This is a genomic window from Leucobacter musarum subsp. musarum, from assembly GCF_001273845.1.
In the GTDB taxonomy this organism is placed as follows: Bacteria; Actinomycetota; Actinomycetes; order Actinomycetales; family Microbacteriaceae; genus Leucobacter; species Leucobacter musarum.
Genome location: NZ_JHBW01000068.1, coordinates 67,721 through 93,765, shown reverse-complemented (window position 1 = coordinate 93,765; position 26,045 = coordinate 67,721). Strand labels below are relative to the sequence as shown.

Below are 26,045 nucleotides of genomic sequence, written 5' to 3'. Positions count from 1 at the left end.
GCTCCAAGGCCGTCCCCAGGCAGGCGCCTCGGACTCGGAGAGTTACATGCAGAACGATCTAACACTAGTGGGACGCCGTTCCGTTCTGCACCGTGTTCACGAAAATGTCGTCTGACGAATCGCGCACACTTCACTTCGCGCCTTCATCTGATCTTTGTTAGGGTCGGATCGGTGCGCCGGGGGAACGGCGCACGTCTCGACCGAAAGGCCTCTTCATGCCCTCGATTCGTACGCGCCGCGCTGCCGCCGTCACCGCCGCAGCCGCTGCCGCCGTTCTGCTCGTCTCCGGTTGCGCCGCTTCCGGAAACGCCGATGCATCGGGTGCGGGGGACGCATCCGACACCGCCGCCGGAACACACGCGATCACACACGCTCGCGGCACCACCGAGGTGCCCGACGCCCCGCAACGCGTCGTCACCCTCGAACCGCTCGAGCTCGATACCGCCGTCGCACTTGGCGTCACTCCCGTCGGCGCTGCAGTCGCCAGCAACGTGGCCGGCGTTCCGGAGTACCTGGGCGTCGACGGCGTCGAGCCGGTCGGCACCGTGCCCGAACCCAACCTCGAGGCCATCGCCGCGCTGCAGCCCGACCTCATTCTCGGCACCGAATCACGGCATTCAAGCCTGTACGACCAGCTCGAGAGCATCGCCCCCACCGTCTTCATCGGCACCCAGGCGGATCCCTGGCGCGACAACGCCGAGCTCATCGGCGAGGCGCTCGGCCAGCAGGCCGAGGTCACCGCGCTCATCGACGACGTCGACACCCGCTGCACCGCGATCGGCGACGAGTACGACGTCGACGGCGCCACCGCGCAGATCGTGCGCCCGCGCGACGAGACCACGCTCAGCCTGTATGGCCCTGTATCGTTCGCCGGCAGCCTCATCGAGTGCGCCGGCTACATGATTCCCGACCGGGAATGGGAAGACGGGTTGCAGGCCGACATCTCCCCCGAGAACATCGTCGACGCCGCGGCCGATGAGGTCTTCGTCACCACGGCCGACGTCGACGACCAGTCGACCATTCCCGGCGCCATCACTGAAAACGCCGACGCGTTCCCGTCGGTCACCCTCGTCGACACCAGCACCTGGGTCGCGGGCGTCGGCCCGAAGGGCGCGCAGGTCGTGCTCGATGACATCGAGAAGTTCCTCGCCGCGGCACAGTGATCCGCCGCAGTTCGGTGGGCGACCGCACCGGCACGATCCACCACCGACCAGCTCCCGACCGACGACCGACGACCTCCCGGTATTCCTCGCGAGCGGCGTGGGGCGCGATCGCGCTGCTCGCCGCCCTCGCGCTGGCGGTCGTGCTCTCGCTGGCCGTCGGCGCGAATGCCCTCTCACCACGAACGGTACTCGAGGCCCTGCGGGGTGACGGCACGACCGAAACCTCATACGTCGTGTTCACGCTCCGCGTTCCGCGCACAGTTGCCGGCGTGCTCGCGGGCGCCGCGCTCGGCGTCGCCGGCGCGCTGATCCAGGCGTTCACCCGCAACCCGCTCGCCGATCCCGGCATTCTCGGAGTCAACGCGGGCGCCGCGCTTGCCGTGGCGATCGGCGTCGCGTTCCTCGGGCTGCAGGGCGCCGCCTCATTCGTCTGGCTCGCGTTCTTCGGCGCACTCGTGGTCACGGTGTCGGTCTACCTCATCGGTTCCTCGGGACGGGGCGCGGCCGATCCGATTCGTCTCACGCTCGCAGGGGTCGCACTCGGCGCGGTGTTCTCGGGAATCACCACGGGCATGACCCTCAGCAACCCTGATGCGTTCGACCAGATGCGCAGCTGGAATGCGGGATCGCTGCTCGGTCGCGGCTTCGACGTCTCGGGCCCGATTGCGCCATTCATCGTCGTCGGGCTCCTGCTCGCTCTGCTGCTCACCCCGGGACTCAACGCGCTCGCGCTCGGCGACGACGTCGCGAAGTCGCAGGGCGCGAATGTCACGGCGATTCGCATCGGCGTCATCGCAGCCGTCACGCTGCTCGCCGGTGCCGCCACGGCGCTCGCCGGTCCCATCGCGTTCGTCGGGCTCATGGTGCCGCACATCGTGCGCTGGACCTTCGGCGTCGACCAGCGCATCATCGTGCCACTCTCAGCCCTGCTGGCACCGGTGCTCGTGCTCTTCGCCGACGTGCTCGGACGCATCATCATTGCTCCGGCGGAGGTGCCCGTCGGCATCGTGACCGCCGTGATCGGTGCACCCGTGCTGATCGCACTCGCGCGCCGCAGAAACGCGAGCGCACTGTGAGCGGGGCAAGGCACGACCGTTCGATCGACATCGGATACCGCCGCATCGTGCTGCAGGCCGGGCCATTCGCGGCGACGGTGCGCACACGCGGTCTCGTCGTGGGCGCGCTCGCGGTGGGAGTCATCGCGGTACTGCTCGTGCTCGCACTCGGCCTCGGCACGTTCGCGGTCGCTCCCGCCGACGTCGTGCGCACGCTGTTCGGCGGCGGCAGCCCGCTCGAGCGCACCGTCGTGCTTGAGTGGCGGTTGCCTCGCGCCCTCGCCGCGATCACGATGGGCGCGCTGCTCGCGATCGCCGGCGCGCTCTTCCAGACCGTCACGCGCAATCCGCTCGCGAGCCCCGACATTCTTGGCCTCTCGAACGGCGCGTTCACCGGCATGCTGCTCGCGCTCGTGTTCGTGTCGAGCGGCTGGCCCGCGCTCACCGTCGGTGCACTCGTCGGCGGCATCGCCACGGCCGCGATCGTCTGGACACTGTCGCTCCGGGGCGGGGTCCAGGGCTTCCGCTTGATCGTGGTGGGCATCGGCGTCTCGGCGATCCTCGCTTCGATCAATACGTGGATGCTGCTGCAGATCGAACTCGAGACCGCGATGTTCGCGTCGTCGTGGGGCGCCGGATCGCTCAACGGAGTCACCGCCCCACCCCTCGCGGGCGCGGTGCTCGCCGCGGTGCCGTTCGTGGCCGCCGCTGCGCTGCTCACTCCCCAACTGCGGCAACTCGATCTCGGCGACGACATGGCGGCGGCGTCGGGGGTGCGCCCGAATACGGTGCGCACCGCCGCACTCGTCATCGGCGTCGCTCTCGTCGCGGCGGCGACCACGGTCGCCGGTCCGGTCGCGTTCGTCGCCCTCGCGGCACCCCAGATCGCCCGGCGCCTTACCGGCACCCCATACCTGTCGCTCACCGCGTCGGCGCTCATCGGCGCCCTGCTGCTCCTCGGCTCCGACCTCGTCGCACAGCACGTGCTGCCGGTCGCGCTGCCCGTCGGCGTCGTCACCGTGTCGGTCGGCGGCGCCTACCTCGTCCTCATGATCATTCTGGAGATTCGCCGCCGTGCCTGATTTCACTCCGCCCCTCCCCGATTCGTCGCGCCCCGCTTCCTCGCGCCTCAAGGCCGACGCCATCACGCTCGGCTACGACCGCACCCCGATCGTCACCGACCTCAGCGTCGCGATCCTCCCAGGGTCGTTCACCGTAATTCTCGGCCCGAACGCCTGCGGCAAATCCACGCTGCTGCGCGGTCTCTCGCGCCTGCTCGCTCCGAGCAGCGGCCGCGTGGTGCTCGACGGGCGGGCGATCTCGGAGTACCCCGCGAAAGAAGTTGCGCGGCGCCTCGGGCTGCTGCCGCAGAGCGCGTCGGCTCCCGACGGCATCACCGTGGCCGATCTCGTGGCGCGCGGCCGGTTTCCGCATCAGAAATTCATTCGGCAGTGGTCCGATGCCGACGAGCGCGCCGTGCACGAGGCGCTCGAGGCCACCGGCACACTCGATCTCGCACCGCGCCCGGTCGACGCGCTCTCGGGCGGGCAGCGGCAGCGTGTGTGGGTGGCGATGGTGCTCGCGCAACAGACCGACCTGCTGCTGCTCGACGAACCGACGACCTTCCTCGACGTCGCCCACCAGGTCGAACTCATGGAGCTGTTCGCCGAACTCAATGCTGACGGGCGCACCGTCGTGGCAGTGCTGCACGACCTGAACCATGCGGCCAGGTACGCGAGCCACATCATCGCGATGCGCGACGGCGCGATCGTGGCCGAGGGCTCCCCCGCCGAGGTCATCACGAGCGAGCGCGTGCACGAGGTGTACGGCCTGCCGAACATGGTGATCGAAGATCCGGTGACGGGCGGGCCGCTCGTCGTGCCACTGCGCGGGAGCGCGGTGCGCAGCGGCCGGGGCACAGGCACAGGCACAGGCCCGGGAGCAGAACCGAGCGTGGGAGCGCACGCGTGAGCAGCCCGCAGCCGCCGCTCGGCGAGCGCCCGTGGGCCTACAGCGCGTTCCCCGTGACAGTGGGGGCGATCCGGCGCCTCAGCCCAAATTTTTTGCGCGTCACGTTCTTCGGCGAAGCGCTGCAGCACTTCGCTCCGTGGGGTCTCGACCAGCGCATCAAGCTGGTGCTCCCCCTGCCCGGAGACGCGCCGCGCGACTTTCGGCTGGCCGAGTTCGGGCTGCTCGAGCAGCCCACACCCCACCCGTCCGACTGGTATCAGCGCTGGCGCCTGCTGCCCGAGGGCGAGCGCAATGTACTGCGGACCTACACCCCCGCGGCGACCCGCCCCAAGGTGCGCGAGCTCGACGTCGACGTATTCATCCACGAGCCCGCCGGCCCGGCTTCGGCGTGGGCGCTCGCCGCTCGGCCCGGGGATCACCTCGTCATCACCGGCCCAGATGCGCGTAACGGCTGGACGGGGTACGGCATCCACTGGCAGCCCGATGCGCACGATCGCTTTCTCATCGTCGCCGACGAAACCGCTTTCCCGGCCGCCCGCAACATCGTCGCGTCGCTGGCGCCGGGGGCCGAGGCCGACCTGCTACTCGACATCGACGACGCCGCCGATGATCTAGTCTCAGGCGATCTCGCGGTGGCCGGCGCTGTATCTGCTTTAGGGAGCACCGAAACCACCACCCCTGCTGCCACCGTGCGCCTCGTCGTCGCCGAGCGCGGCACGACCACGGGGCCCGATGATCTCATCGGTGTCGAGCGGGCCGTTCGTCGCTGGGGCGCGGAACACGGCGCGGCCGCCCGAGACGACCCGCGCTGGTACGTCTGGCTCGCCGGCGAGTCAGGGGCGACGACCCGCATCCGCCGGTATCTCACCAGCGAACTCGGCATCGCGAAGGATCGCATCGCGTTTCTCGGCTACTGGCGCATCGGCGGGGCGCTCGTCGGGTAGCGCGCGTGGTCGGCGGGTAGCACGGGTGACGCTGCGTGCTCGTCGGGTGACGCTGGTCACACGGCGTGCGGCACCGCTTCACCGAGGCCGGCACGGTACTTCGCCGGCGTCGCTCCGAAGTGCGCTTTAAACACCCGCCGAAACGCGCTCACGTCGGTATAGCCGACACGATGCGCAATGGTCTCGATGCGCTGAACGGAGCTCAGCAGCGTCGCGGCGGACTCCATACGGTTGCGGATCCGCCACTCGCGCAGGGTGACGCCGGTCTCGCGCACGAACGCCCGTTCGATCGTGCGCAGCGAGACGTGCGCGGCTGCGGCGAGCGCCGCGGCCGGTCGCCGGTCGCCGGGATTGGCGCGCAGCGCCGAGGCGACCGCCGCGGCTTCGGGCGTGCGCGGCATGGTGAGGGCGCTGGTGATCGCGGGCTGCAGCTCGATGAGCGCGAGCAGCTGCCGGCTGAGGTCGATGTCGGGTTGAAGCGCAGTCTGCTGCGCCTGGATGCACGCGAGAAACAGGGTGGAGAGATCGTCGTCGACGCGAAACACCGTGACGCGCTGCAACGTGGTCTCGGTGTCTTCGAGCCCGAAGAACATGGGCAGCAGCACCGAGTTCTCGTGCACCTGCAGCGCGTGTCGCGTGCCCACCGGCACCCAGACGGCGGTGCCCTCGGTGAGTACGTGGCGTTCGGTGCCGGCACGCACATCCGAGCTGCCGCGCGCTTGCCACAGCAGCAGGTGGTCGCCGTGGTGCACGCGCGCCGTCAGCCGCACCGCAGGTATCTGCACCATGGGGCGTGTGGTCGCGCGACGACGTGCACCTTCCGTTCTCATTCGTCACTCTCCTCCCAACTCCATGCCTGTGCGCACTGCCGCAGCCCGCACATGTGGTGACGTATCCGGCACCAATGGTGTCGTATTCTGCACCATGCAGAAGTTTAGTGTTTCCTAACCTAGATCACACGTATGCTGGCCCGTCGTGGGCCGCGTCCCCGAAAGGCACCGTGAAACTTCTCCCCGCAACCCGCACCATCGCGCTGCTCGCACTGAGCGCACTCGCGCTCACCGCCTGCGCCGGTCAGGCCGATGCCGCACAGAGCACGTCTGCACAGAGTGATGCCGTGCTCCTTCCCGCCGCCGAGGGAGACACCGCGTATCCGCTGACGCTCGACACCGAATACGGCAGCTCGACGCTCGACGAGCGCCCGCAGCGCATCGCCGTGATCGGCGGGCTCGGCGACCAGGAGTCGACCCTCGCGCTCGACATCGCACCCGTAGTCACGTCAGACAACGACGGCTACTTCTGGAACGACGGCACGCGGCTCGACGAGGTCGAGACGTTCATCGACCCGTGGGCCGACAGCTTCGCCTTCGAGAAGCTGCTCGCCGCGAAGCCCGACCTCATCGTGGCAAGCACGTACGGCAATCTCGAGAACGACTACGAGCGGCTGTCGAGCATCGCCCCGGTACTCGCCGTCGCACCGAGCGGCGATTTCGCCTGGGATTGGCGCGAACTCGTGCGCGGCGTCGGCGAGGCCACCGACCTCTCCGAGCGCGCCGAGCAGCAGATCGACGAGACCGAGAGCCGCATCACGCAAGCGGCGCAGGATCACCCGGAGTTCAGCGGCAAGACCGTCGGCATCGTGATCAACCGTGGGCAGGAGACCGGCCTCCAGTTCGTGAACATCGACGGATCGCCCGCCGAGGAGCTCCTCGACGAACTCGGGTTCGCGAAGCACCCGCACGTCGAGGAGCTGAGCAGCTTCGACTGGGGCGAGATCAGCCTCGAAAACATCGGGCTCGTCGATGCCGACGGCTTGCTCATCGCTCGCCACGGCGGCGAGGGCACCGTTGCGGAGGCGACCACCTGGCTCGAGAGCAATCAGCTCTACCAGCAGCTGGGCGCCGTGCAGGCGGGCAAGGTTGCATTCGTCGATCCGAATCCCGAGACCGACGGCCTCGACCTCGCGTGGGCCTTCGCCTACCCGAACGTGCTGGCCAATCGGTGGACGGTCGATCAGCTGACCGACGCGTTCGCCGATCTCTACTGAGCAGAAGGTACCTTCATGGCTCACTCGATACGCCCCCTGTCGATCTATCCGATTACCACGCGCACGCTCGAAGTGCTGCGCGTCGCCGACGTCACCCCAGGCATGCGCCGAGTGACGCTGGGCGGCGCCGACCTCGCCGCGCACACTGCCAATAACGGGTTTCCCGTCGCCGCATTTCGCTCGGACGGGTTCGACGACGAGTTCAAAGTGCTGCTGCCTCACCCCGATGCCGCCGAGATCGTCGGGCCGACCCAGGCCGACGGCGTCTTGAACTGGCCCCGCGGCGACGAGCACCTCGTGCTGCGCACCTACACGGTGCGCCGGTGGGATCCGGAGGCCGGCGAGCTCGACGTCGACTTCGTCGTGCACGGCACCGGCGCCGCCTCCACCTGGGCCGTCGAGGCACAGGTCGGTGACCGCCTGCAGATCGCGGGCCCCAAGATGTCGGCGCCGCACCCCGTGGGAGCCGACTGGACGCTGATCGTCGGCGACGAGACCGCGCTCCCCGCGATCGCCCGCTGGCTCGACGAGTGGCCGACCGGTGCTCGCGCGCAGATCTTCATCGAGGTCGCCGTCGAGGCGCACCGCCAGCCGCTGCCGTGCCCCGACGGCGTCGAGATCACCTGGCTCAGTCGTGACGGTGCCGAGCCTGGCACGACGTCGCTGCTGTTCGACGCGATCCGCGCCGCCGAGTGGTGGCCGGGCACCCCGTTCGCCTGGGTCGCCGGCGAAACGCTCACGCTGATTCCGATTCGTCGCTGGCTGCGCGGCGAGCGCGGTCTCGCGAAGGCGCAGGTCGAAGTGACCGGGTACTGGCGGCGGCAGTCGGGGGCAGTTGAGCACACCGTGGCTGGTGCCTCGGCGCAGGTCGCGGTCGACCGCGAGACCGCACCGTCTCCCGGAGCAGCCGCCACTCTTGAGACTGACACTGCCGATACCGCAGACACGCTCGCGGATGCGCTCGATCCAAGCGACCGCTTCCACGAGCTCACCGAGCTGCTGCCGGCTTTCGCGGTGAGGATCGCCGCAACCATCGGGCTGCCCGCCGCGTTCGGCGGCGCCGTGCGCACCCTCGAAGCGCTCGCGGGGCGCACCGGAGCCCACCCGCACGGGCTCGCCAAACTGCTGCGCTACCTGGAAGCGCTCGAGCTCATCGAGACGGTGGAGCCCGGAACGACCTACCGCCTCACCGAGCTCGGCAGCGAACTCGACGACGAAGACACTGTCGAAGATCTCGATCTCGATGGTCTGCGCGCGCAGCGGGAACTCGGCGGCGCACTCGCGCTGCTCTCGGCGGTGCGTACCGGCACCGGTGATTTCACGGGCTGGTTCGGCACCGACTGGCGATCTCACGCGTCGCGGCCGGGCACCGCGCTCGACGACCGCGTCGCGGGTGAGGCGCAGGAGGCCGATTACGTGGCCAGCGCACTCGCGGAGTCGCCAGCGTTCGACGACTGCTCGAGCGCCGCGCTCATCGGCCCCGGCACCGGCGTGCTCGCCGCGGCCCTGGTGGCGCACCACGCAGAGCTGCGGGTGACCGTGCTCGCGGCGCCCTCCGAGATCGCCGTGCTGCAGCGTCTGCACGACGCCCACGACCGCATCGCCTACGAGCCCGCCGGCAGCTTCGCGACACCCGCGAACCCCGCCGACCGGGTGCTGCTCGCGACGGTGCTGGCTCCGCTCGCCGATGCCGACGCCGAGTTGACGCTGCAGCGGGCCGCCGCCGCGGTCACCCCTGGGGGCGCGCTGCTCGTGCTCGAGGAGCCGCTCGATCTGGACCTCGCCGACGAGCACGAGTTCGAAGACGATCTCATCGACTTCGCACTCACGGGCGGCGGTGCGCGCACCGATCCCGAACTGCGCGCACGGTTCGCCTCGGCGGCGCTCCCGGCTCCCGACCGACGCACGGTCGGCTGGGGCGCCGCGCTCTACTCCATCGCTCTTCCCCAATAAGGATCCAACATGCTGCACCACTCACCGATCAATGCCCCGGGTACCGCGTCGCCCGTCGCGCCCCGCACCGCGCGACGCAGACGGGGCTTTGCCGGTCTCGCCGCCGTCGCCGCGGCAACGCTCCTGCTCGTCGGGTGCGCCGGGGCCGCATCGAGCGACACCGGCGCTGGCTCTGGCTCCGGCGCGCCCGATGCCCCGTTGCTCCCCGCAGCCGAGGGCACGACCGAGTACCCGCTCACGCTCGACACACCGTTCGGCGAAACCGTGCTCGAGCAGCGCCCCGAGCGCATCGCGATCGTCACAGCATCCACGATCGACACCGATGCGCTCATTGCGCTCGGGGGTACTCCGGTGTTCGCGCCGTCCACGGTGGAGCGCAACGCCTGGATCTCTCCCGAGACCATCGAGGGCATCGAAACCCTCTGGGATTCGGAGGCCGGTGCCGAGGTGTCGGCTGAGCAGGTCGCCGCCAGCGATCCCGATCTCATCGTGGCGCTCTACGCCACTGATGCGGTCGACCGCACCCGATTCAAGCAGTTGAGCGCCATCGCGCCGGTGCTGTACGCCGAAAGCGACTCGCTGTCGTGGCAGCAGACCACCGCCGAGCTCGGAGCCGCGCTCGACCTGTCGCAGGCGGCCACGGATGCGGTCGACGCAGCCGAAGACGCCGTCACATCAGCACGTGCCGAGCACCCTGAGTTCGCCGGGAAGACCGCGACGCACGTCATCGTCTACGAAGAGGAGTACGGCGTCGCGTACGCCAGCGCTCCCGGAACCGACACCGCCGCGCTCTTCGAGCAGCTCGGCTTCGCACTGCCCGAGCCGGCGGCACGCTTCGTCGACAACGATGTGGTGAGTGGCGAGCTCATCTCGCTGATCGACGCCGGCTTCTTGCTCGTCAGCACGTTCGACGCGGGCACCGAGACGTACGTCACCGAGTCGCCACTGTTTACCGCCGTTCCCGCCGTCGCCGAGGGGCGGGCCGTATTCGATGCGGCAGACCCCGACACCGGCACAAATGCGTTCGCGTGGGGCCTGAACGTGCAGAGCGCGCTGAGCGTGCCGTGGCTCATCGACCGCCTCACCGGGTTCGCGGAACAGGCCGTCTCCTGAGCTCCGAAACCACTCCTGCGCGAGCATCAGCGCAGGCCCCCGCTGCTCCCGAGGCGCCCGCACCAGCACGGCAGCGCGTCGGCGGCCGCCTGCTCGCGCTGCTCGTCACCGTCGGCGCGCTCATCGTCGTCGTGCTGCTCAGCCTCGCCGTGGGCGCGAACCCGCTCGGGCTGCCCGAGGTCTGGCGCGGGCTCTGGCATCCTGACTCGAGCGAGGCCTCGATCATCGTGTGGACCCTCCGCATTCCGCGCACCGTCGTCGGCATCGCCGCGGGCGCCGCGTTCGGGCTCGCGGGCGCGCTGATTCAGGCGCTCACGCGCAATCCCCTCGCTGACCCGGGCATTCTCGGCGTCAATGCCGGGGCTGGGTTCGCGGTGACGCTCGGCGTCGGCGTCTTCGGCGTCTCAAGCATCTCGGGCTACATCTGGTTCGCGTTTCTCGGCGCCATCGCTGCGACGGTGCTGGTCTCGCTCATCGGCGGCACCGCACGCGGCGGCGGCTCGCCCGTCACCCTGGTGCTCGCCGGGGTCGCGCTCTCGGCGGTACTCACCGGCATCTCCACGTTTCTCACCCTCATCGACGAAGACACGTTCCGCGCGATCCGCTCGTGGGGCGTCGGATCAATTGCACGCACAAGCCTCGACGACGCCCTGCTCGTGCTCCCCTTCCTCGGGGCCGGGTTGCTCGTCGCGGCAATCGTGGCGGGGCCGCTCAACGCACTCGCCCTCGGCGACGACCTCGCTTCGTCGCTCGGCGCACACCCGCTGCGCACGCGGGCGCTCGGCATCGTCGCGGTGACGTTGCTCGCCGGTGGCGCGACCGCATTGACCGGCGGCATCGCGTTCGTCGGCCTGATGATCCCGCACATTGTGCGCTGGTTCACGGGCCCCGATCAGCGATGGATCCTGGCGATCACCCTCGTCGCAGCGCCCGTACTCGTACTGGCAGCCGACGTGCTGGGCCGCATCATCGCGCGCCCCGGCGAGGTCGAGGTCGGCATTGTCACCGCGGTGATCGGCGCACCGGCGCTCATCGCGCTCGTGCGGCGCGGAAAGACGAGCGGGCTGTGAGCGCGGAGTCGGCCTCGGCACGAGCCGCCTCGGTCCCGACGGCCCCGGCACCAGCCGCCCCGGCACTGTCGACCCAGACGCAGGCCATCGACCCCGGGTACGCCTACCGCGACCTCCGCTGGGGGCGCGTCGTGGCGCTGCGCGTGCGCACCCGCAGCATCGTGGTGCACAGCGTGCTCTTCGTCATCGCCGTGGTGCCCGCGGTACTCGCGATCGGGATCGGCGACTACCCGTTGTCGCCCGCGCAGGTCGTCGAGGGGCTGTTCGGCGGGGGCGAGGAGTTCACGCGCACGATCATCATCGAGTGGCGCCTGCCTGTAGCAATCGCGGCGGTGGCATTCGGCGCACTGCTCGGTGTGGGCGGCGCGATCTTTCAGTCGCTGACGCGCAACCCGCTCGGTTCCCCCGACGTCATCGGGTTCGACGCCGGCGCCTACACCGCTGTCGTCGTCACGATTCTCTGGATCGGCGCATCGGGCTACTGGATCGTCGCGGGCGCCGCGATCGTGGGCGGGCTGGCGACGGCGGTCGTCGTGTACGCGCTCGCGTTTCGGCGCGGGGTGCAAGGCTTCCGCCTAATCATCGTCGGCATCGCCGTGTCTGCGCTACTCGGGTCAATCAATGCGTACCTCATCACGCGCGCGGATCTCACCGACGCGATCTCCGTCGGGTTCTGGGGCGCCGGATCACTCACGCGCGTCACCTGGCCCAGCCTGGTGCCGTCGCTCGCCCTCGGGATCGTGATTCTCATCGGCGCGGGGGTGCTCTCGCCGGCGCTGCGGCAGCTCGAGCTCGGCGATGACGCCGCCCTCGCGCAGGGCGTCAGCGTGGGCCGGGCACGCGCGGGATTGCTGGTCGCCGGGGTCGCCACGTCGGCGCTCGTCACCGCTGCCGCCGGACCCATCGGATTCATCGCACTCGCCGCACCCCAACTCGCGCGGCGGCTCACCCGCAGCCCGGGCGTCTCGCTCATGGGGGCGGCGACTATGGGCGCGGCGCTCCTGTCGTCCGCGCATCTACTGTCACTGTCGCTCGCCCAGGTGTACCGTCCGGTTCCCGTCGGACTCATCACCGTGTGCGTCGGCGGGCTCTATCTCATCTGGCTGCTGTTCCGCGAGACCCGGCGCCGAGCGTAACTGGTGGTGTGCGCACTTCGCCACCCAGTGTTCCCCCGTATCCTGGCCGCATGGTCACGCTCATTCTCGTTCGTCACGCGAAGTCCGACTGGGGCGACCCGGGTCTGCCCGACCACGATCGCTCACTGAATGCCCGCGGGCAGCGCGATGCGCCGGTGATGGCGGATCGCCTGGCCTCACAGCTCCGCGCCCTCGGCGGGCCGGTGGATCGCCTGATCTCCAGCACCGCGCTGCGCGCCCGCACGACCGCCGCCGTGTTCGCCGACGCGCTCGACGTCGAACTCGAACTCGACCCGGAGCTCTACCTCGCCAGCCCCGAGACCCTCACCGGCGCGGCCGTCTCCGCTGGAACCGCGGCCGATCGCGGCGGCGACTCCCCCGCGTCGACCGTGCTGCTCGTCGCTCATGAACCCGGGCTCTCCGAGCTCGCCGCGCGCCTCACTGGGGGTGGCATCACCGAGATGCCGACGTGCGCGGTCGCCCGCATCACCTGGGGGCACGGGGCGGGTGCCGACGGGCACCCCGAACACCTCGAGCACGAATCCTGGACAACCGCCGTCTCGCGCGTCGCCGATGCGTGGGAGCTCGATACGCCGAAAACGCCCGCGGCGTAACCGGCCTATCGTCCGGCGATAGCCGCCCACCACCGCAGTACGCTGAACGCATGGCGATCCTCATCGACCCGCCGGCCTGGCCCGCGCACGGCACCATCTGGAGCCACCTCGTCTCTGACACCAGCTACGACGAGCTGCATGCGTTCGCCCGGCGGCTCGGGTTTCCGCGGCGCAGTTTCGACCTCGACCACTACGACGTGTCAGCCGCGAACTACGACCGTGCGGTAGCGCTGGGCGCGCTGCCGGTGTCGGGTCGCGAGGTGGTGCACCGCCTGCGCAACACCGGACTGCGCGTGCGGCAGGTCGACCGCGCCGCGGTGACCCCGGTGCGGCGGCAGCAGTACCTCCGCGACGAGTGGGCCCTGCTTGGCGAGTTGCTCACGCACGGAACCGAACACATACAGCGTGCGCAGGATCGCCCGGACGTACCTCCCCACCCCGCGTGGGCCGCACTCGGCGAGTCACTTCTGGCGCGCTGGAACGAGCCGCACCGCAGCTATCATTCAGAGCGCCATCTCGAAGACGTGCTCCTCGCACTTGATCATCTCGGGTCGCGCGGCGAGCACATCGCGCCCGAGACCCTGCTCGCGGCGTGGTTCCACGATGCGGTGTACACCGGAGCGGTGCCGGCTGCTTCATCTCAGACAGACGCGCCGCCGGCCGATGTTGCTCAGAACGGCGCTGCTCAGACTGGCGCGGCTCAGGCTGGCGCCGCTCAAACTGGTGGCACCCAGGTCCCCACAACTCAGACCGGCGAACCCCGTACTGACGAACAGCAGTCCGCCGACCTCGCCGTCACCGAGCTCACGCGACTCGCCACGGAACCGTCTTCCGCGCACACCGTGTTTTCCGCGTTCCCGGATCTCACTCCCGACGTCATCGAGTCCGTGCGCGCGCAGATCATCGCGACGACGCCCGTGGTCTCCGTTCCTGACACGGATGCCGCTGGCGATCCACTGCCGCCCCTCGCGCACCTGCTCGACGCCGACCTCTGGATCTTCGCATCTCATCCCACACGCTACGCCGAGTACGCGGCCGCTGTGCGGGTGGAGTACGCCCACGTGCCTGACGAGGCCTTCGCCCGCGGGCGTGCGGCGATCCTGGACACCTATCTCGCCCGCCCACACCTGTACGCCACCCAGGCCGCCCGTGATCTCTGGGAACATCGAGCCCGCGCGAATGTGGCACGCGAGATCGCCGCGCTTCGGGACTGACTCCGGGCATTGCAGAGACATGCCGCGACTCACACTCACCGCGGCGAAGCGCTGGTGCTGGACCGCTAGTTGATCGAGATATCGAGTTCCGACACCTCTTCAGCGACCCGCGATGGCTCGAATTGGGACGAGTCTTCCGCAGCCAGCCCGTCCTCGACATCTCGGGGCACGTTTTTACCCATCGCGGCCGCAACGAGATCGCACAACCGGGAACGCCGCACACTGAAAAACTTCGCGAAGTCGTCGGTTCGAAGCTCTCGGGCAGGAACCAGGTGAGCTTCAAGAAGCACATCGAGCCGATCGCTCTCGATCTGTGCTTTGCGTTCAATGTGAGAGAGGTAGATCGACGGCGCGACACCCCCGATCGTGCGGTTGGTAACTGCCGAAATCGCGGTCTTATTGACGATGCTTTCTCGATGTTCACTGTCAATGCCATGGTCGTCACACCAACGCTTCGGGAAGATGTGGTGAATGTCTACGGCGGCATTCGCATAGTGGGCTTGGTCGAGGGCTTTGTCCTCCATCCAATCACGCGCACGATTTCCCAAAAGCAGGGCGTAGATGGCCTTATAGGCTGCAGCGTTTCGGGTTCTTAGAGAGTGCAGTCGTGACTCAACAAAGGTCGCATCGTTGACCGTGTTGGGCGTGCCTGCGCCCGTGTCACCATTTGCCCAATTCGGCACTTGCTCGACGTCGCGAACGAACCGAGTTTCGATCGTGCTGCCGTAGAGCTCCCCGAGGATCCCGCACCAGAACCATCGCACGATCTTTTGCCGTGGTTCGATGAGATCGGCGTCTTTCCCCATGATGACGCGAATAACCGCCAACGGAACGAGCTGCTTCGGATATGGAAGAAAACGCGAATCGAATATGTGACGATCGGCCAAGAAGTTTGCTGCCCATTCGAATGCGTCACGCAGCGGCTGCACCCATTCCAAGTACTCTGCGAGCGAGAGTTTCAGCACGTCTTCGCGTTTCGCTGTGATTGCTGGACGGCGACTGCCAGTGTGCTCCATGTTGCGCTTGCGCGATGCGAGCAGTGTCACCGCTTGCAAGAAGTCCGTATTCTCAATTCCCGTAAGCACGGGATGAACGGCGAACATCTCTTGTGTGACTTTCCAATCGTCATTGAGACGAAAGTCTGTTCCGTGCTGAGCGAAATACTCGGCGTCGCCAGCGAAGGTCGCCGTGAGCAGTTCGAACACATTGAGAGGCAGCCCGCCAACGTTCACCTTCTCGAAGACTGTCGCAACCGCGGCTTTGCTCGTTTCTTGATCAAGCTCGATCGCGGGAATGTTGTAGGTGCCCACGGGCTTCACAATGAGATCGTTGAAGGCGATCAGTGCATCGCGGTCCGGATACGCGAGCAGCCAACTCATCGCGTCTCCGAAGAGCAGGCTGACCGGAAACAGTCCGGCTTCGCGTTCCTTTTCCGGAGTCGATACATCACGCACGACGTCACGATTGAAGTTCGTGCGCTCGACGCCGTCGCCCGGCAGCGAGAGCACCGCCTCATCGAGTCGTTCGTGGCCTTGGATTGCAGTCTGGATGTCAATGTAGTACTTGCGGTCCATGAGCTTTCCACGGCTGTCCATCGTTCGGACAACGCCTGACCCCGTCAGGGCTTGAGTCAGGGAAGTCAAACGCTGCTGACCGTCAAGAAGGAGCGTTTCAGGTGCTACCGTTGCTGTCGATTCAGCTCCCTCAACTGGCCGAGGCTTAAAGCGAATCTGATCGTTGCCCGTTTTCAGAAGCATCACGACACCAAGCGGGTGTCCACTCAGAACGGTGACGAGTAGCTGACGGATTCGTTCGTCTTCCCATTTGTATCCTCGTTGGAAATCAGGGAGTTGGATCTTGCCCGATGTTGTGCGCTTCAAATAGTCACTCAACTCATACAACGGAGCCTGGAAACCCACGGGATATCCCTCCAAACGGGAAATTTGAATCACAAACCAATACGCACATCGAGCTTACCGAAACACCAGTGTTCGCCGTCGTTTACCTATGTCGATCTGGGTCCCGGCTGCATGAAGGTGGCGCTCCTTTCCTTCGGCCGGAGTGCGTGGTCAAAAAGGATGCTGAGAATCCTGGCCGGTCACCCCGCCCGAGTTTTTCGAGGGCAAACCTGTCCACGGTCGTTCGCCTTGCAACGCACGTCTTGCTCCGCCCGCAGTTATCTGGGGGTTATCGTCCCCGTCATCGTCGTCTCCGCTTCGAACTCGCGCGAACCTCACCCGGCTCGGTGGCCGGTCGGGGATCTTGCGACCCGTCGGGCTCGTCCAGAGTAAGTCGCCGCCATCGCGCTGCTCCACGAGCCACCCGGTGTGATGTTTGAGCGTGTGATGCCCGCGGCACAGGTGCGCCAGGTTGTCGGTGGCGGTCGCCCCGCCCAGCGCCGCATCGACAGTGTGATCAAGATCGCAGCGAGAAAGCGGAACCCGGCACCCGGGGAACCGGCAGTGCTGGTCGCGGGCACCGAGTCGACGCCGCATCTCTTCGCTCGGACGGTATCGGTTGACCGAGAGAACGCTTCCGGTCGTGGACTCGACCGTGACTCGCTCCCAGACGGGCGTTTCGGCCGCAATTTCTCGAGCGCTGCCAACCGGCACGGGCCCCGCACCGATGAGCTCCGCGACGTCATGATCGCGCTCGGCGCCTCGCCCTTCACGACCGTTCGTCGCGAAGCTCGTTCCCAAGCCGGCACCAACTTCAGCCGCGACCCCTGCAAGCCCCTCGACCGGAACGATCACCTGCACGCGCGCACGCATCGACCCGGCGGTCGATTTCGAGCAGTCGACCTCCATCAGGTCAGAGTTGAGGAGCAGTGAGACGAAGACGTCGGCACGCACCTCATCGCGCCGCCGCACGGGTGCATCCGGCGCTTCGCCGACCTCATGCACCGAATCCTGCGCCTCACCGTCGACCCGCGCAGCTTCCACACGCTGCGCCTCACGAGCGATACGCGTCAGCCGATCGTGAATCGCGAATGCCTCAACGGTCGGCAGGTATGCGGTGAGGTCAGACATGCCATCTTCACGCTCGTGCACCATCACGCGCCGCTCGCGCGCGGCCTCGCGGTGTCGTTCGTCGAGAGATTCGACGGCATGCTGCTCAGCAATGCGGCGCGCGATCGGTCGTAACCGGTTCACAGATTCGACGCGCGCGTGCGTCAGCACTTCGGCTTCGTAAGCTGAGCGCCGCGCGACGACGTCGGGGGCGGATCCAGACCCGACGCGCACCCCAGCGTCGGCAATCACGCGCGCATGACCGACGGTGATCTCGCCGATTGCCAAGGCTTCGTGCACCGCGAGATAGTCGTGCCGCACACGCCAGGCAGTATCAAGTTGCGATTCGGCGGTACGCTCACTCGCGCCGAGCACGCCGGCGAGGTCGGCTCGCAGTGCCCGATACTCGAGCTCTCTGTTGCGCGAACCCGCATCGCAACGGGATGCATCGTTGCCAGCGCCCAAACCAGTCGCCGCTTCAAGTGCTGCGTTCAGCAGTTCGAGGCGGGCAGCGTCGAGGGCGCGCTGCTGCTGCTCGAGCCGCTCGATCCACCACATAATCTGCGTCACCGCACCCGAGCCAGCGCCCGCCCCGGAGGCGCCCGGAGCACCCGCAGCCGCGTCAGGCATCGCGCTCAGCGAGAGCGATGCAAGCGGTGCGATGGTGACGGATGCCATACGTTCACTCAACCAGCAGCCACCGACATTGAGCACACGTGCGAATAGAGCGGGACAGAAACGAAGAAAATACCTATCGCGGACGACGCATTCTGAGCGCGCTCCACGACCCGTCACACCTTGGAAGTTGCAACGTCAGCCCTTAACGTAGGTTCTGCGAGGTGTCTCCACCTCAGAGAGCAGAAGCAACGTGAGCCACGACATCGAGCTGGTCAGCGACGGCGATGGCGTCGCCCTCTTCGGCGACCCTCGCGAGGTCGAACGCTTCCTCTCTGCTGCAGGCGTGCCGTCGCGGGAATTGTCGTTCCGCGCGCCCGTGAGTTCTGCCCTGCATGCGAGTTCCAGTGTTGCGCAAGCGGGTTCTCAGATTGCGGCGAACTCGGGACGCTGGGTGAAACTGACCGAGGAATCCGCGAAAGCACTCAAACTCGGTACTGCGATGAAAGGCTCGACCGAAGGTATCAGCCGCGCCATCGTCACCACCAGCAAGGGTAAAGTCACGAAGATCCTGGAGTTCGTGAAGCCGGGCTCCGTTGGCTCGATGCTCACGAACCCGGCGATGCTCGCGGGTGCTGCTGGGATCATGGCGCAGCTGGCAATGCAGCAGACGATGGAAGAAATCACACAGTACTTGAAAATCATCGACGAGAAAGTCGACGATGTACTGCGCGCTCAGAAGGATGCGGCGCTGGCTGAAATGATCGGCGTCGGTCTCGTGATCGATGATGCGACGTTCAAGCGTGAACATGTTGGTCGAGTTTCCGAGGTGACCTGGTCCAGCTTGCACGGTGCTGCGCAGACCATCGCCACTACGCAGTCGTACGCGCTACGCCGCTTAGACGCCCTCGCCGAGAAGCTCGAAAAGAAGCGCAAGGTCGGCGAACTCGCCCGACTGACAGAGGATGCGGAACAGCAGGTCGAGGAATGGCTCGCGGTACTCGCGCGCTGCTTTCAACTTCAAGACGCTCTCGCGGTGCTTGAACTCGATCGTGTTCTGGACGCGTCCAGTGACGATTGGGACGGACACCGAGAAGCTATCCGCGCAGGTCGAGCGCGTCGCCGCGATCTCATTGCCACGACGACTGAACGTCTTCTAGAAAGGATGGATGCCGCCGCTGACGTCGCGAACACGCACGTGATTCTGCACCCGGTCGCGGCGAAGTCGGTCGTGCATGCCCGCAACGAAATCACTGAGGATGTTTCAGAGTTCAACGGGCGTATCGGCATCGAGATGAACCGGGAGGCGCTTGAAGCCAGGAGCTGGGGTGCAGCCGTGGGCGAAGCAAAGGATCGAGCGGTGGCAACCGGGGCCGGAGGCGCCTCCGCAGTCGGCAGGCTTGGCCGGACGTTGGTGCAGAACGCCGCGGCCGCTGCCGAAGAGGTCTCGCAGCGGGTTACCGGGCAACGATCACGATCGCAGGCCGAGTTACCGGAGGCCGAGTTGCCGGAATCAGGCAGCGAAAACGCCGAGCGTTCAGTTCACTGAGTTTCGCACGCACTTTCCACTCACCCCGGCCATCTCATACACTGCCCACATGCCACCAGCACCCACCCCAGCCCACTACCCCGCCGCTCTCCGCGAGGTGCTCGACACCATGGCCCCCGACGCGCAACGCAGACTCGCGATCGTCGCCGACGCCGCACGCGCGGCGGGCCTCACCGAGGTCGTGCTCGACGTGTTCGTCGACGACGACGCCGAGGGACCGTTCGACATCTGGGCCCGCTTCCCCGAAGAGTCGGTATTCGAAACCCAGCACCGCGTAGGCGACGAGCGCCAGATCATCGGCGTGGAGTGGACGGAAGACGGCTGGGATCCCGACGTCCCGCCATCGCCTCGCGGTTGGGGGCGCATCGAGCTCGAACACGCGGTGCTCACGGCGGTGACGGGGTGGATCGCTCAGCTGCTGCCCGAGGCCAGCGCCGACCAGCTGTGGACGCTCGAAACCCCCGACGGCGCCACCGACCCCATCGAGCTGCGCGCGCAGTGACGGGACGCAGGGCCCGCCGTGCCTGCACCCCCCCCACCCAGGCCACCACTCAACCCGTCCGTAGACTCGAACGCATGCGCATCGAAGTCATGGTCAGCGGGTGGGAGCAGGTCTGCTGCGGCGACGCGTTCGCGATCGGTGACGAGATGAGATGGAATCTTGTCGCGGCGGATCCGGCACACACCCCCGCGGGAGCTCTCCCCCGTTTCACCGACGAACGCCACGACGAGACCCCCGACGAGGTGCCGCACTGGTCGGTTGCCGGCACCGTGATTGCGATTCAGGGCATCACCTATCCGGATCTCGCGGTCCCCGGCGAACCGATGACATTCGAGCGCGACTCCGCACACCCGCGGGTGACGAGTCTCGTCAATGTCCCGGGGTCAGATGCAGATACGGCAGATCACCACCACTCCGAATACCTCGTCGAACTCGAAGTGCCCGACTCCACCGAGCTCCCCACCTACGTGGAAAGCACGAGCGCCCGCGAATGGCGAGAAGCCCAAGAACGCCACCGCGCCCGCGATCTCGCTCGGATGCTCGACCCCGTTGGCCAGATTCTCGAGCAGGCCGCGGACTTCGCCGAGGCAACCTTCGGTGACGTGACGACGATCAGGCGCGGCTCCGATCGCTCGGCGCTCTCGATCGTGCCGCATCGCGAGGGCGCGACCGCCGTGCACTGGGTACGCACGACGGGCGATTCCGACAGCATCGGACTGCACGTCGGCGACGGCGAGTGGTGGCGCGACGCCAACGTCGAGAACGCCGCACTTGCCCGCGAGTTCGTCGAAGCGGCGGCGGCCGGGCCGGTGTCAGAGTTGGTCGTCGATCACGGCGACGGGCGCGCGTACTTCGAGACTCAGGTGCGCTCGGCTGACGGCCGCGAATGTACCGCCCGAGAACACTTCACCCCGCTCGGCGCGAACGCCACCGGCACCGGAGTTGTCGTGATGGCGCGAATGGACCAGATCGAGCGCATGCAGCGCGGGGGGGTGCACTATCTGGCGTGGTAGTTTGAGCCGCCTACTCAGTGTCAGCCTTTGAGGTCACCCCAGCAACACCGGTGCCATTCCCTCGATGCCTGCACCAAGGGATATCGCGCACAGTCAAGAAAGCTTCATCCCTACAACTCACAGTCGGAAGTTCGCGAATGCTTTGCATTCTCTGGCATCGTCTCCTCGCTTGGAGGCATTCCGTTCCAGATCAGGAAATGCTGATTGATCTATTGAAAATCCTCCGGCCCCAGAAATCTAGCCACATAACGACTGCTGATGGAATTACCTTGGCAGAGGCCCAAGTACCAACTGTTTGTTGCCACTGTGGGCCGATTTTGGAGCTTCGGAAGACTACTCCAACGACCATTCTCGTGACACTAACCAGAGCTTATTCATGACTAGCCTTACAGGGGGCGACAATCACCTTTCACATAGGACTCCAGCATCAACTGTCCGTGCGAATGTAGGTCACACCGAAGGCTTTCACCTGGCGGAACTCCTGCCGCGTCGTCCCAAAGTCGAACCAGCCGCCGTCGGACTTCTGGAAGATGTCGAGTCCGCGGCCGAGGTTGATCCGCCAACCAGTGCCGGTACGGATCCATCTATCGTGTCCGCCGGGGTCTTTCCCAACGTCGACCTTGATACCCTGCTGCGCTGCGCCGTTCACGATCTCACTGAGCATCTGAAGTTGGCGCTTCTGGTACTCCGCGTCATCTTCGAGCAGGGTGAAGAGTTTGAACGTGACTTCGTCCGCGGGGTCTTTCGCCGCAGCAATCAGAGCCAGCAGCTCCACGAGGTTGCGACCCTGGTGAGGTTGGCGGATGTACGGATCATGGAACTCGATCTCGGCCGCACCTTGCAGGTAAGGCATCAACAGGTTCTCATAGGAGACGCCTCGCTGGTTCTCGACGAAGTCACGCTGCCCCTGGAACAGCTCCACTGGTATCGACTCCGGTGACGTCCCGCGGTCGGGCACGACCGCGGGAGCCTCTGCCGGGGGCTCAACACCAGCGACAACAGGCCGACCACGATAGTAGTGCGACGGGTACTCTTCCTCTTCCAGCGTCGTGACAGCGGTCCATCCCGAGGCTAGCGACATATACCCAAAGTTCACGACGGCCATCGTGTCGTCGATCCGGAGGATCTGGTCCTTGACGCGCTTTCGTCCCTCGATCGCGAAGCGCAGTATCTCCTCGATCTCTTCAGGCGTTGCCTGCTCATGCGGGTAGAGCAACTTCATGAGACCCGAGAAGGTCTTGTGGATGCCGTCGCGATCTCGGGTCGAGATATCCGAGCCGAGCGTGAAGTACTGCTGGTACCTATCGGAGTAGTCCAAGTTCCGCATCGACTTGAGCACTTCCGCGATGTAATCGACGACGAACCCGTAGCCGTTCGAGAACATCTCGCTGCGGATCGTGTCGACTTCCCATCCCGGGATGTAGAAGTGCAACCGATCGAGGAACGCCGAGTCGTGGTAGCTCTCAGGCAGCTCGTCGAACAGGTCGGAGTGCTTAAGCATGTAGGGCACCGTGTGTGACGTGTTGCCGACGAACACCATCGATGCTTCGGCGCCCAGCGTCTCGACGCCACGAGAGAACGACTTGTTGGCCATGTAGTTCTTCATGATGTCGACGAGCGCCTTATCGGTGCGCTTCTTCTTGCCCGCGAACTCGTCAAAGGCCACGACGTCCCAGTACCCGACAAGGCCGAGGCGACCGTTGGCGTTGTTGACGAACAGCTTGGGTACGGTGACCTCGCCGCCGGAGATCAGCATGCCGTGTGGCGAGAACTCCGAGTAGATGTGCGATTTGCCGGTGCCCTTCGGACCGAGCTCAACGAGGTTGTAGTTCCGCTCGACGAAAGGGATCAGACGGATGAGCTGCAGCAGCTTGGCACGTCGCCCGAACGTCTCAGGGTTGAAGCCGATCGACTGGATGAGCAAGTCGATCCACTCGTCGGTGGTGAACTTCGCACGGGACTCGAGGTAGCCCTGGTAGTCGAAGTTCGACATCTGGATAGGCTTCAGGCTCCCGAGAATCCACGGCACGACACGGGCATCTTCGTTGTGGGAGTACTCGATGTCGCAGAGGCCCCACACCCCACCAACCAAGAGCTTCTGATTCGCGTTGACGGTACTCGCCTCGACGATCACACCGCTGATGCCGAGGTTCGCGAACGACGCCTGGTAGACGTCGTCCTTCTCGTTCAGCGTGACGCTGACCTTGTCGATAATCCGGAATCGACCCTTCTCACGGATCTTCGACTTGACCAGTTCCGACTCGTTGCGATGCACGTAGTGCTGGGCGAGGATGCTCCGCACCTTATCGATGCCCGCTTGGATCGTCGCCTCGTCGTCGGATGCCGCGTATTGCCCGAGCAAGTATTCCAGCACGTACGACGGCACGATCGCGTTGCCTTTGACAGCCTTGACGAGATCCTTGCGAACAACGGCGCCAGCGAAATGCTCGTTGATCTTCCGGTCGAGTTCACTCTCCGGGACGATCTCCTGCGTGACCTCGCTATCGGCCGCGTCCGCTAGAGGCAGGGCTGCGGTCAGGTCGATGTCGTCGCTCATCAGAAATCCCATCCGTCGTCACTCGCGAAGGCGCGCTTCACCGTGTACGGCACACCTCGATACTTCTTCCACTGGTCGGTTCCTTCGATCGGTTCCGACAGCCGGAACTCAACACTCTGGTTATTTGCGCTGTCGGCGTCCTTACTCAGCAAGAGCGTCACACGTTGGAACCGGTCGCGTCCTTCCGCGCTGTCCGAGTCGAAAGTCATCTCCTGCTCGTTCGAAATCAGCTGCTCCCCGAAGTAGAGCCCAGCGCGCAGCCGCCGCGCGGGCCGGTTCGGCTCCACCTTGGTCGACTGGTACAGCTTCACCACGACCTGCCCGGTCGTGATCTTGTCAGACTCCGGATGGATATCAACGTTGACGGACTCGACTGTGTCGCTGCGACCCTTGTTGATTGAGATGACGGGCACGACGATCTCCTGCAGTGACGCTCCCCCATGCACGAACTGGAACCCGGCACCGGGCTGCACGATGCGCTGAATCGAGTTCGGAATCTGCACCTCTAGGTCGCTCGAAAGCCCGATCTGCTCCGGCTGGAATGTGCGCAATGCTGGATCTTGTTTCAGACCTCGTCCGAGCACGTAGCGTCGCTTCTCAGCCACGATCTTCTCACCCTGCGGCTTCACGGTGAGGTTGAACTGTGGCGCCAGCTTCGACCGCTGGTACAAGAAGCCGTGGTCTGCGGTCACGAAGATATTCGTCGCGTTCGCGCTCGCGAGCTTCTTGATGATGTCGAGCAGCTCGCGGATCGCGTCCGCTGCGGCAGCGAATGTGCGATGCTCCGACACCGCCTTGTCACCGGTGGCGTCGATCGTGTCGTGGTAGACGTAGAGCACCTGGTGGGATGCGTACAGATCTCGGCGCTCGCCCGGCTTCATCTCGATGAAGGTCTTAGCCTGGATCGCTGCTCCGCCAACAGAGCCAAGAATCTTCGTCCGGTTCGCAGTGCCGTCTGACTTCTGCCCGTCGACGAACACGGGATCGCCGTTTGGCGAATGTGCCAGCGTCTGGTTCGGCAGCAGAGACGCCATTCCCAACTGCGTATAGCTCGGAAGCACGCCCAGCATCGCTTCGATCTTGGCCTCGAACTTGTTCTCACCACGGATGCTCGAAGTGAGCTCTTCAGCGACCTCGTAACGCAGAGCATCCGAGACGACGACGACTGCCTTCTTACGACCTTTAAGGACCTTGGCTACGTAGTGCTCGTAGAACAATGATTGCGCAGGGACGTTCATAGCGCGCCAACGCTCGACCCCGTCGACCTGCGCCTGCCAGCTCGCGCCGAGCTTCGCCAGGAAGTCGGTAACGTACGCGTTCTCCACAAGGTCACCCAACGCTTCGAGCGGCTGTTTGAACTCCGCGGTCAGGTAAGCATGGGTGAACAGTCGGTAGAGCTGATCGATGCGAAACCACTCATCGCGATACCGCGTCAGCCCGTCGTCAAAGGATGCGACCTCGAGTTTCGCGGTTCGGATCGCAGGGATCAACTCTGCCGCGGCGCTCAGTCCGTCGTATAGCGTCGCGTAGTCGTCGGACCAGAAACTTTCGCGGCGTCGCGCGCTGATCGTGTCGAGGACGTCTCGCGTCGACATCCTCTGCGACACGATGCTCTCGACGAGACGGTGGATAACTTCACGCTCGGATGCCTCGAAGACATCTGAGTCTTGGAGCGTCTCCCAGGGCAGCTGCGTAGTGACGTCCTTGTAGCTGAGGTCGTCTTCAATCTTTCGCGCAAGTACCTTCATCGCGGGCGCGCTCCGCTTGGAATCACGGAAGCTGCGGAAGTCGATGGCAAGATTTCGTGCCTTGTTCGAGGAGGCGGTGTCAAAGCCCTCGGCAGCGCGCTGGAACATCCAAAGAGCGAAGCCCGCGATAGTCGGGGCCTCCGTTGCATAACCGTAGATGTGCTCGGCGCCGCCCCAATGGAAGTCAGCAAGCTCGTGCTTCCGAAGGGCATCGATCCCGGCAGCGCTACCGTCTGCGTACTGGATCAGTAGCGTGCGGGTGAGCTCGGAGAAGCTGTGCTCCTTCTGCCCTAGCAACGCCGCGCACATCTTCGCACGTACGACAGTCGGGTCATCTCCAGGCGAGAGCAGTGCGCGGAACCTTGACACCAACCTGCTGTCCCCGAAGAACCTGGAATGCTGCGCAACGAGCTCGACGGCACCCGGTCCAGTCAGGCCGAGGGTAGCCACCATAAGCGCGCTGCGGTCTGCGGTGAAGATCGGGCCGTTCGCGAGCTCAATGTCCAGCAGCCAGTTCCCCACGCCCTCGGGCACGCTGCCGGTGCGATAGATCAGGAACTTCGACACCTTGTCCTCGCGCAAGATTCGATGTTTGACGGCGAACTCGTTGCCGGCAACGCACAGCACCCTGACCCCGACGGGCAACTGACCTTCGAGCTCGTCAGTATAACTGCCGTCAGCGTCGTGCCATACAACGATGCGCGCGCCTTCGAAACGATCCGCGAGGTGATCAGCAATGGTTGGCGTCTTGCTCATTCGTCGTCCTCGTCGTC

At 66.0% G+C, this 26,045-nt stretch carries 20 protein-coding genes; 15 read left to right on the top strand and 5 right to left on the bottom strand.

Annotated features, from left to right (window positions below; all coding sequences use genetic code 11):
- The first annotated feature begins 215 nt into the window (after positions 1-215).
- From CH42_RS06455 to CH42_RS06435, 5 genes are read left to right on the top strand one after another with little or no spacing between them, the layout of a single operon-like run.
- Positions 216-1,163, top strand: a complete 948-nt coding sequence (locus CH42_RS06455) for an ABC transporter substrate-binding protein (RefSeq protein WP_053352393.1) — start codon at positions 216-218, stop codon at positions 1,161-1,163.
- Positions 1,160-2,239 carry a FecCD family ABC transporter permease gene (locus CH42_RS06450; RefSeq protein WP_239683967.1) on the top strand — a complete coding sequence of 360 codons (1,080 nt, stop codon included), beginning with the start codon at positions 1,160-1,162 and terminating at the stop codon, positions 2,237-2,239. Before CH42_RS06455 ends, CH42_RS06450 begins: the two co-directional genes overlap by 4 nt.
- Positions 2,236-3,300: a FecCD family ABC transporter permease gene (locus CH42_RS06445; RefSeq protein ID WP_239683966.1), complete on the top strand. Its 1,065-nt coding sequence runs from the start codon at positions 2,236-2,238 to the stop codon at positions 3,298-3,300. Before CH42_RS06450 ends, CH42_RS06445 begins: the two co-directional genes overlap by 4 nt.
- On the top strand, positions 3,293-4,189 hold the full coding sequence (locus tag CH42_RS06440; RefSeq protein WP_053352392.1) for an ABC transporter ATP-binding protein: 897 nt from the start codon (positions 3,293-3,295) through the stop codon (positions 4,187-4,189). The genes CH42_RS06445 and CH42_RS06440 overlap by 8 nt, the downstream gene beginning before the upstream one ends.
- Positions 4,186-5,133 carry a siderophore-interacting protein gene (locus CH42_RS06435; RefSeq protein ID WP_053352391.1) on the top strand — a complete coding sequence of 316 codons (948 nt, stop codon included), beginning with the start codon at positions 4,186-4,188 and terminating at the stop codon, positions 5,131-5,133. The genes CH42_RS06440 and CH42_RS06435 overlap by 4 nt, the downstream gene beginning before the upstream one ends.
- A 56-nt stretch (positions 5,134-5,189) precedes the next feature.
- On the opposite strand, the gene CH42_RS06430 is transcribed toward CH42_RS06435, so the two are convergent.
- The gene (locus tag CH42_RS06430) at positions 5,190-5,921 is read right to left on the bottom strand and encodes an AraC family transcriptional regulator (protein ID WP_053352390.1); all 732 of its coding nucleotides are present in this window, start codon (positions 5,919-5,921) and stop codon (positions 5,190-5,192) included.
- 212 nt (positions 5,922-6,133) lie between these two features.
- Here CH42_RS06430 and CH42_RS06425 point away from each other — a divergent pair, with 212 nt between their 5' ends.
- From CH42_RS06425 to CH42_RS16900, 7 genes are read left to right on the top strand one after another with little or no spacing between them, the layout of a single operon-like run.
- On the top strand, positions 6,134-7,180 hold the full coding sequence (locus tag CH42_RS06425) for an ABC transporter substrate-binding protein (RefSeq protein WP_053352389.1): 1,047 nt from the start codon (positions 6,134-6,136) through the stop codon (positions 7,178-7,180).
- Positions 7,181-7,195: 15 nt separating this feature from the next.
- Positions 7,196-9,133, top strand: coding sequence for a siderophore-interacting protein (locus CH42_RS06420; protein WP_053352388.1), 1,938 nt, complete (start codon positions 7,196-7,198; stop codon positions 9,131-9,133).
- Positions 9,134-9,142: 9 nt separating this feature from the next.
- Complete coding sequence (locus tag CH42_RS06415) at positions 9,143-10,246, top strand: ABC transporter substrate-binding protein (protein WP_053352387.1); 1,104 nt, start codon at positions 9,143-9,145, stop codon at positions 10,244-10,246.
- Positions 10,198-11,316, top strand: a complete 1,119-nt coding sequence (locus CH42_RS16705; protein WP_162231070.1) for a FecCD family ABC transporter permease — start codon at positions 10,198-10,200, stop codon at positions 11,314-11,316. The genes CH42_RS06415 and CH42_RS16705 overlap by 49 nt, the downstream gene beginning before the upstream one ends.
- Entirely contained in the window at positions 11,313-12,452 is a 1,140-nt protein-coding gene (locus CH42_RS06405) for a FecCD family ABC transporter permease (protein WP_156322487.1), read from the top strand. The genes CH42_RS16705 and CH42_RS06405 overlap by 4 nt, the downstream gene beginning before the upstream one ends.
- Positions 12,453-12,502: 50 nt before the next feature.
- Complete coding sequence (locus CH42_RS06400; RefSeq protein ID WP_053352386.1) at positions 12,503-13,066, top strand: SixA phosphatase family protein; 564 nt, start codon at positions 12,503-12,505, stop codon at positions 13,064-13,066.
- A 50-nt stretch (positions 13,067-13,116) separates the two neighbouring features.
- Complete coding sequence (locus tag CH42_RS16900; protein ID WP_053352385.1) at positions 13,117-14,280, top strand: DUF4031 domain-containing protein; 1,164 nt, start codon at positions 13,117-13,119, stop codon at positions 14,278-14,280.
- A gap of 65 nt (positions 14,281-14,345) precedes the next feature.
- Here CH42_RS16900 and CH42_RS06390 read toward each other — a convergent pair whose 3' ends face one another.
- The gene (locus CH42_RS06390) at positions 14,346-16,199 is read right to left on the bottom strand and encodes a DUF262 domain-containing protein (RefSeq protein WP_053352384.1); all 1,854 of its coding nucleotides are present in this window, start codon (positions 16,197-16,199) and stop codon (positions 14,346-14,348) included.
- Positions 16,200-16,349: 150 nt separating this feature from the next.
- Positions 16,350-17,966: an HNH endonuclease signature motif containing protein gene (locus CH42_RS06385; RefSeq protein ID WP_053352383.1), complete on the bottom strand. Its 1,617-nt coding sequence runs from the start codon at positions 17,964-17,966 to the stop codon at positions 16,350-16,352.
- Positions 17,967-18,156: 190 nt separating this feature from the next.
- Between CH42_RS06385 and CH42_RS06380 the strand changes: the two genes are divergently transcribed.
- The 3 genes from CH42_RS06380 to CH42_RS06370 all read left to right on the top strand — a co-directional run bounded on the left by CH42_RS06380 (position 18,157) and on the right by CH42_RS06370 (position 20,967).
- Complete coding sequence (locus tag CH42_RS06380) at positions 18,157-19,452, top strand: hypothetical protein (protein ID WP_053352382.1); 1,296 nt, start codon at positions 18,157-18,159, stop codon at positions 19,450-19,452.
- 49 nt (positions 19,453-19,501) lie between these two features.
- Entirely contained in the window at positions 19,502-19,954 is a 453-nt protein-coding gene (locus CH42_RS06375) for a DUF6389 family protein (protein WP_075205271.1), read from the top strand.
- A 74-nt stretch (positions 19,955-20,028) separates the two neighbouring features.
- Complete coding sequence (locus CH42_RS06370; RefSeq protein WP_053352380.1) at positions 20,029-20,967, top strand: DUF6578 domain-containing protein; 939 nt, start codon at positions 20,029-20,031, stop codon at positions 20,965-20,967.
- A gap of 427 nt (positions 20,968-21,394) precedes the next feature.
- Here CH42_RS06370 and brxL read toward each other — a convergent pair whose 3' ends face one another.
- Both brxL and pglZ read right to left on the bottom strand, forming a co-directional pair.
- Positions 21,395-23,524 carry a BREX system Lon protease-like protein BrxL gene (brxL, locus tag CH42_RS06365; protein ID WP_053352379.1) on the bottom strand — a complete coding sequence of 710 codons (2,130 nt, stop codon included), beginning with the start codon at positions 23,522-23,524 and terminating at the stop codon, positions 21,395-21,397.
- On the bottom strand, positions 23,524-26,028 hold the full coding sequence (gene pglZ / locus CH42_RS06360; protein WP_053352378.1) for a BREX-1 system phosphatase PglZ type A: 2,505 nt from the start codon (positions 26,026-26,028) through the stop codon (positions 23,524-23,526). The genes brxL and pglZ overlap by 1 nt, the downstream gene beginning before the upstream one ends.
- Positions 26,029-26,045: the final 17 nt, after the last annotated feature.

Bases quoted from the DNA above. Each gene is read 5' to 3' on its own strand.
- CH42_RS06430 (WP_053352390.1), bottom strand. From the start codon at position 5,921: ATGGTGCAGATACCTGCGGTGCGGCTGACGGCGCGCGTGCACCACGGC.
- pglZ (WP_053352378.1), bottom strand. From the start codon at position 26,028: ATGAGCAAGACGCCAACCATTGCTGATCACCTCGCGGATCGTTTCGAA.
- CH42_RS16900 (WP_053352385.1), top strand. From the start codon at position 13,117: ATGGCGATCCTCATCGACCCGCCGGCCTGGCCCGCGCACGGCACCATC.
- CH42_RS06455 (WP_053352393.1), top strand. From the start codon at position 216: ATGCCCTCGATTCGTACGCGCCGCGCTGCCGCCGTCACCGCCGCAGCC.
- CH42_RS06400 (WP_053352386.1), top strand. From the start codon at position 12,503: ATGGTCACGCTCATTCTCGTTCGTCACGCGAAGTCCGACTGGGGCGAC.
- CH42_RS06385 (WP_053352383.1), bottom strand. From the start codon at position 17,966: ATGGCATCCGTCACCATCGCACCGCTTGCATCGCTCTCGCTGAGCGCG.
- CH42_RS06420 (WP_053352388.1), top strand. From the start codon at position 7,196: ATGGCTCACTCGATACGCCCCCTGTCGATCTATCCGATTACCACGCGC.
- brxL (WP_053352379.1), bottom strand. From the start codon at position 23,524: ATGAGCGACGACATCGACCTGACCGCAGCCCTGCCTCTAGCGGACGCG.
- CH42_RS06370 (WP_053352380.1), top strand. From the start codon at position 20,029: ATGCGCATCGAAGTCATGGTCAGCGGGTGGGAGCAGGTCTGCTGCGGC.
- CH42_RS06415 (WP_053352387.1), top strand. From the start codon at position 9,143: ATGCTGCACCACTCACCGATCAATGCCCCGGGTACCGCGTCGCCCGTC.
- CH42_RS06375 (WP_075205271.1), top strand. From the start codon at position 19,502: ATGCCACCAGCACCCACCCCAGCCCACTACCCCGCCGCTCTCCGCGAG.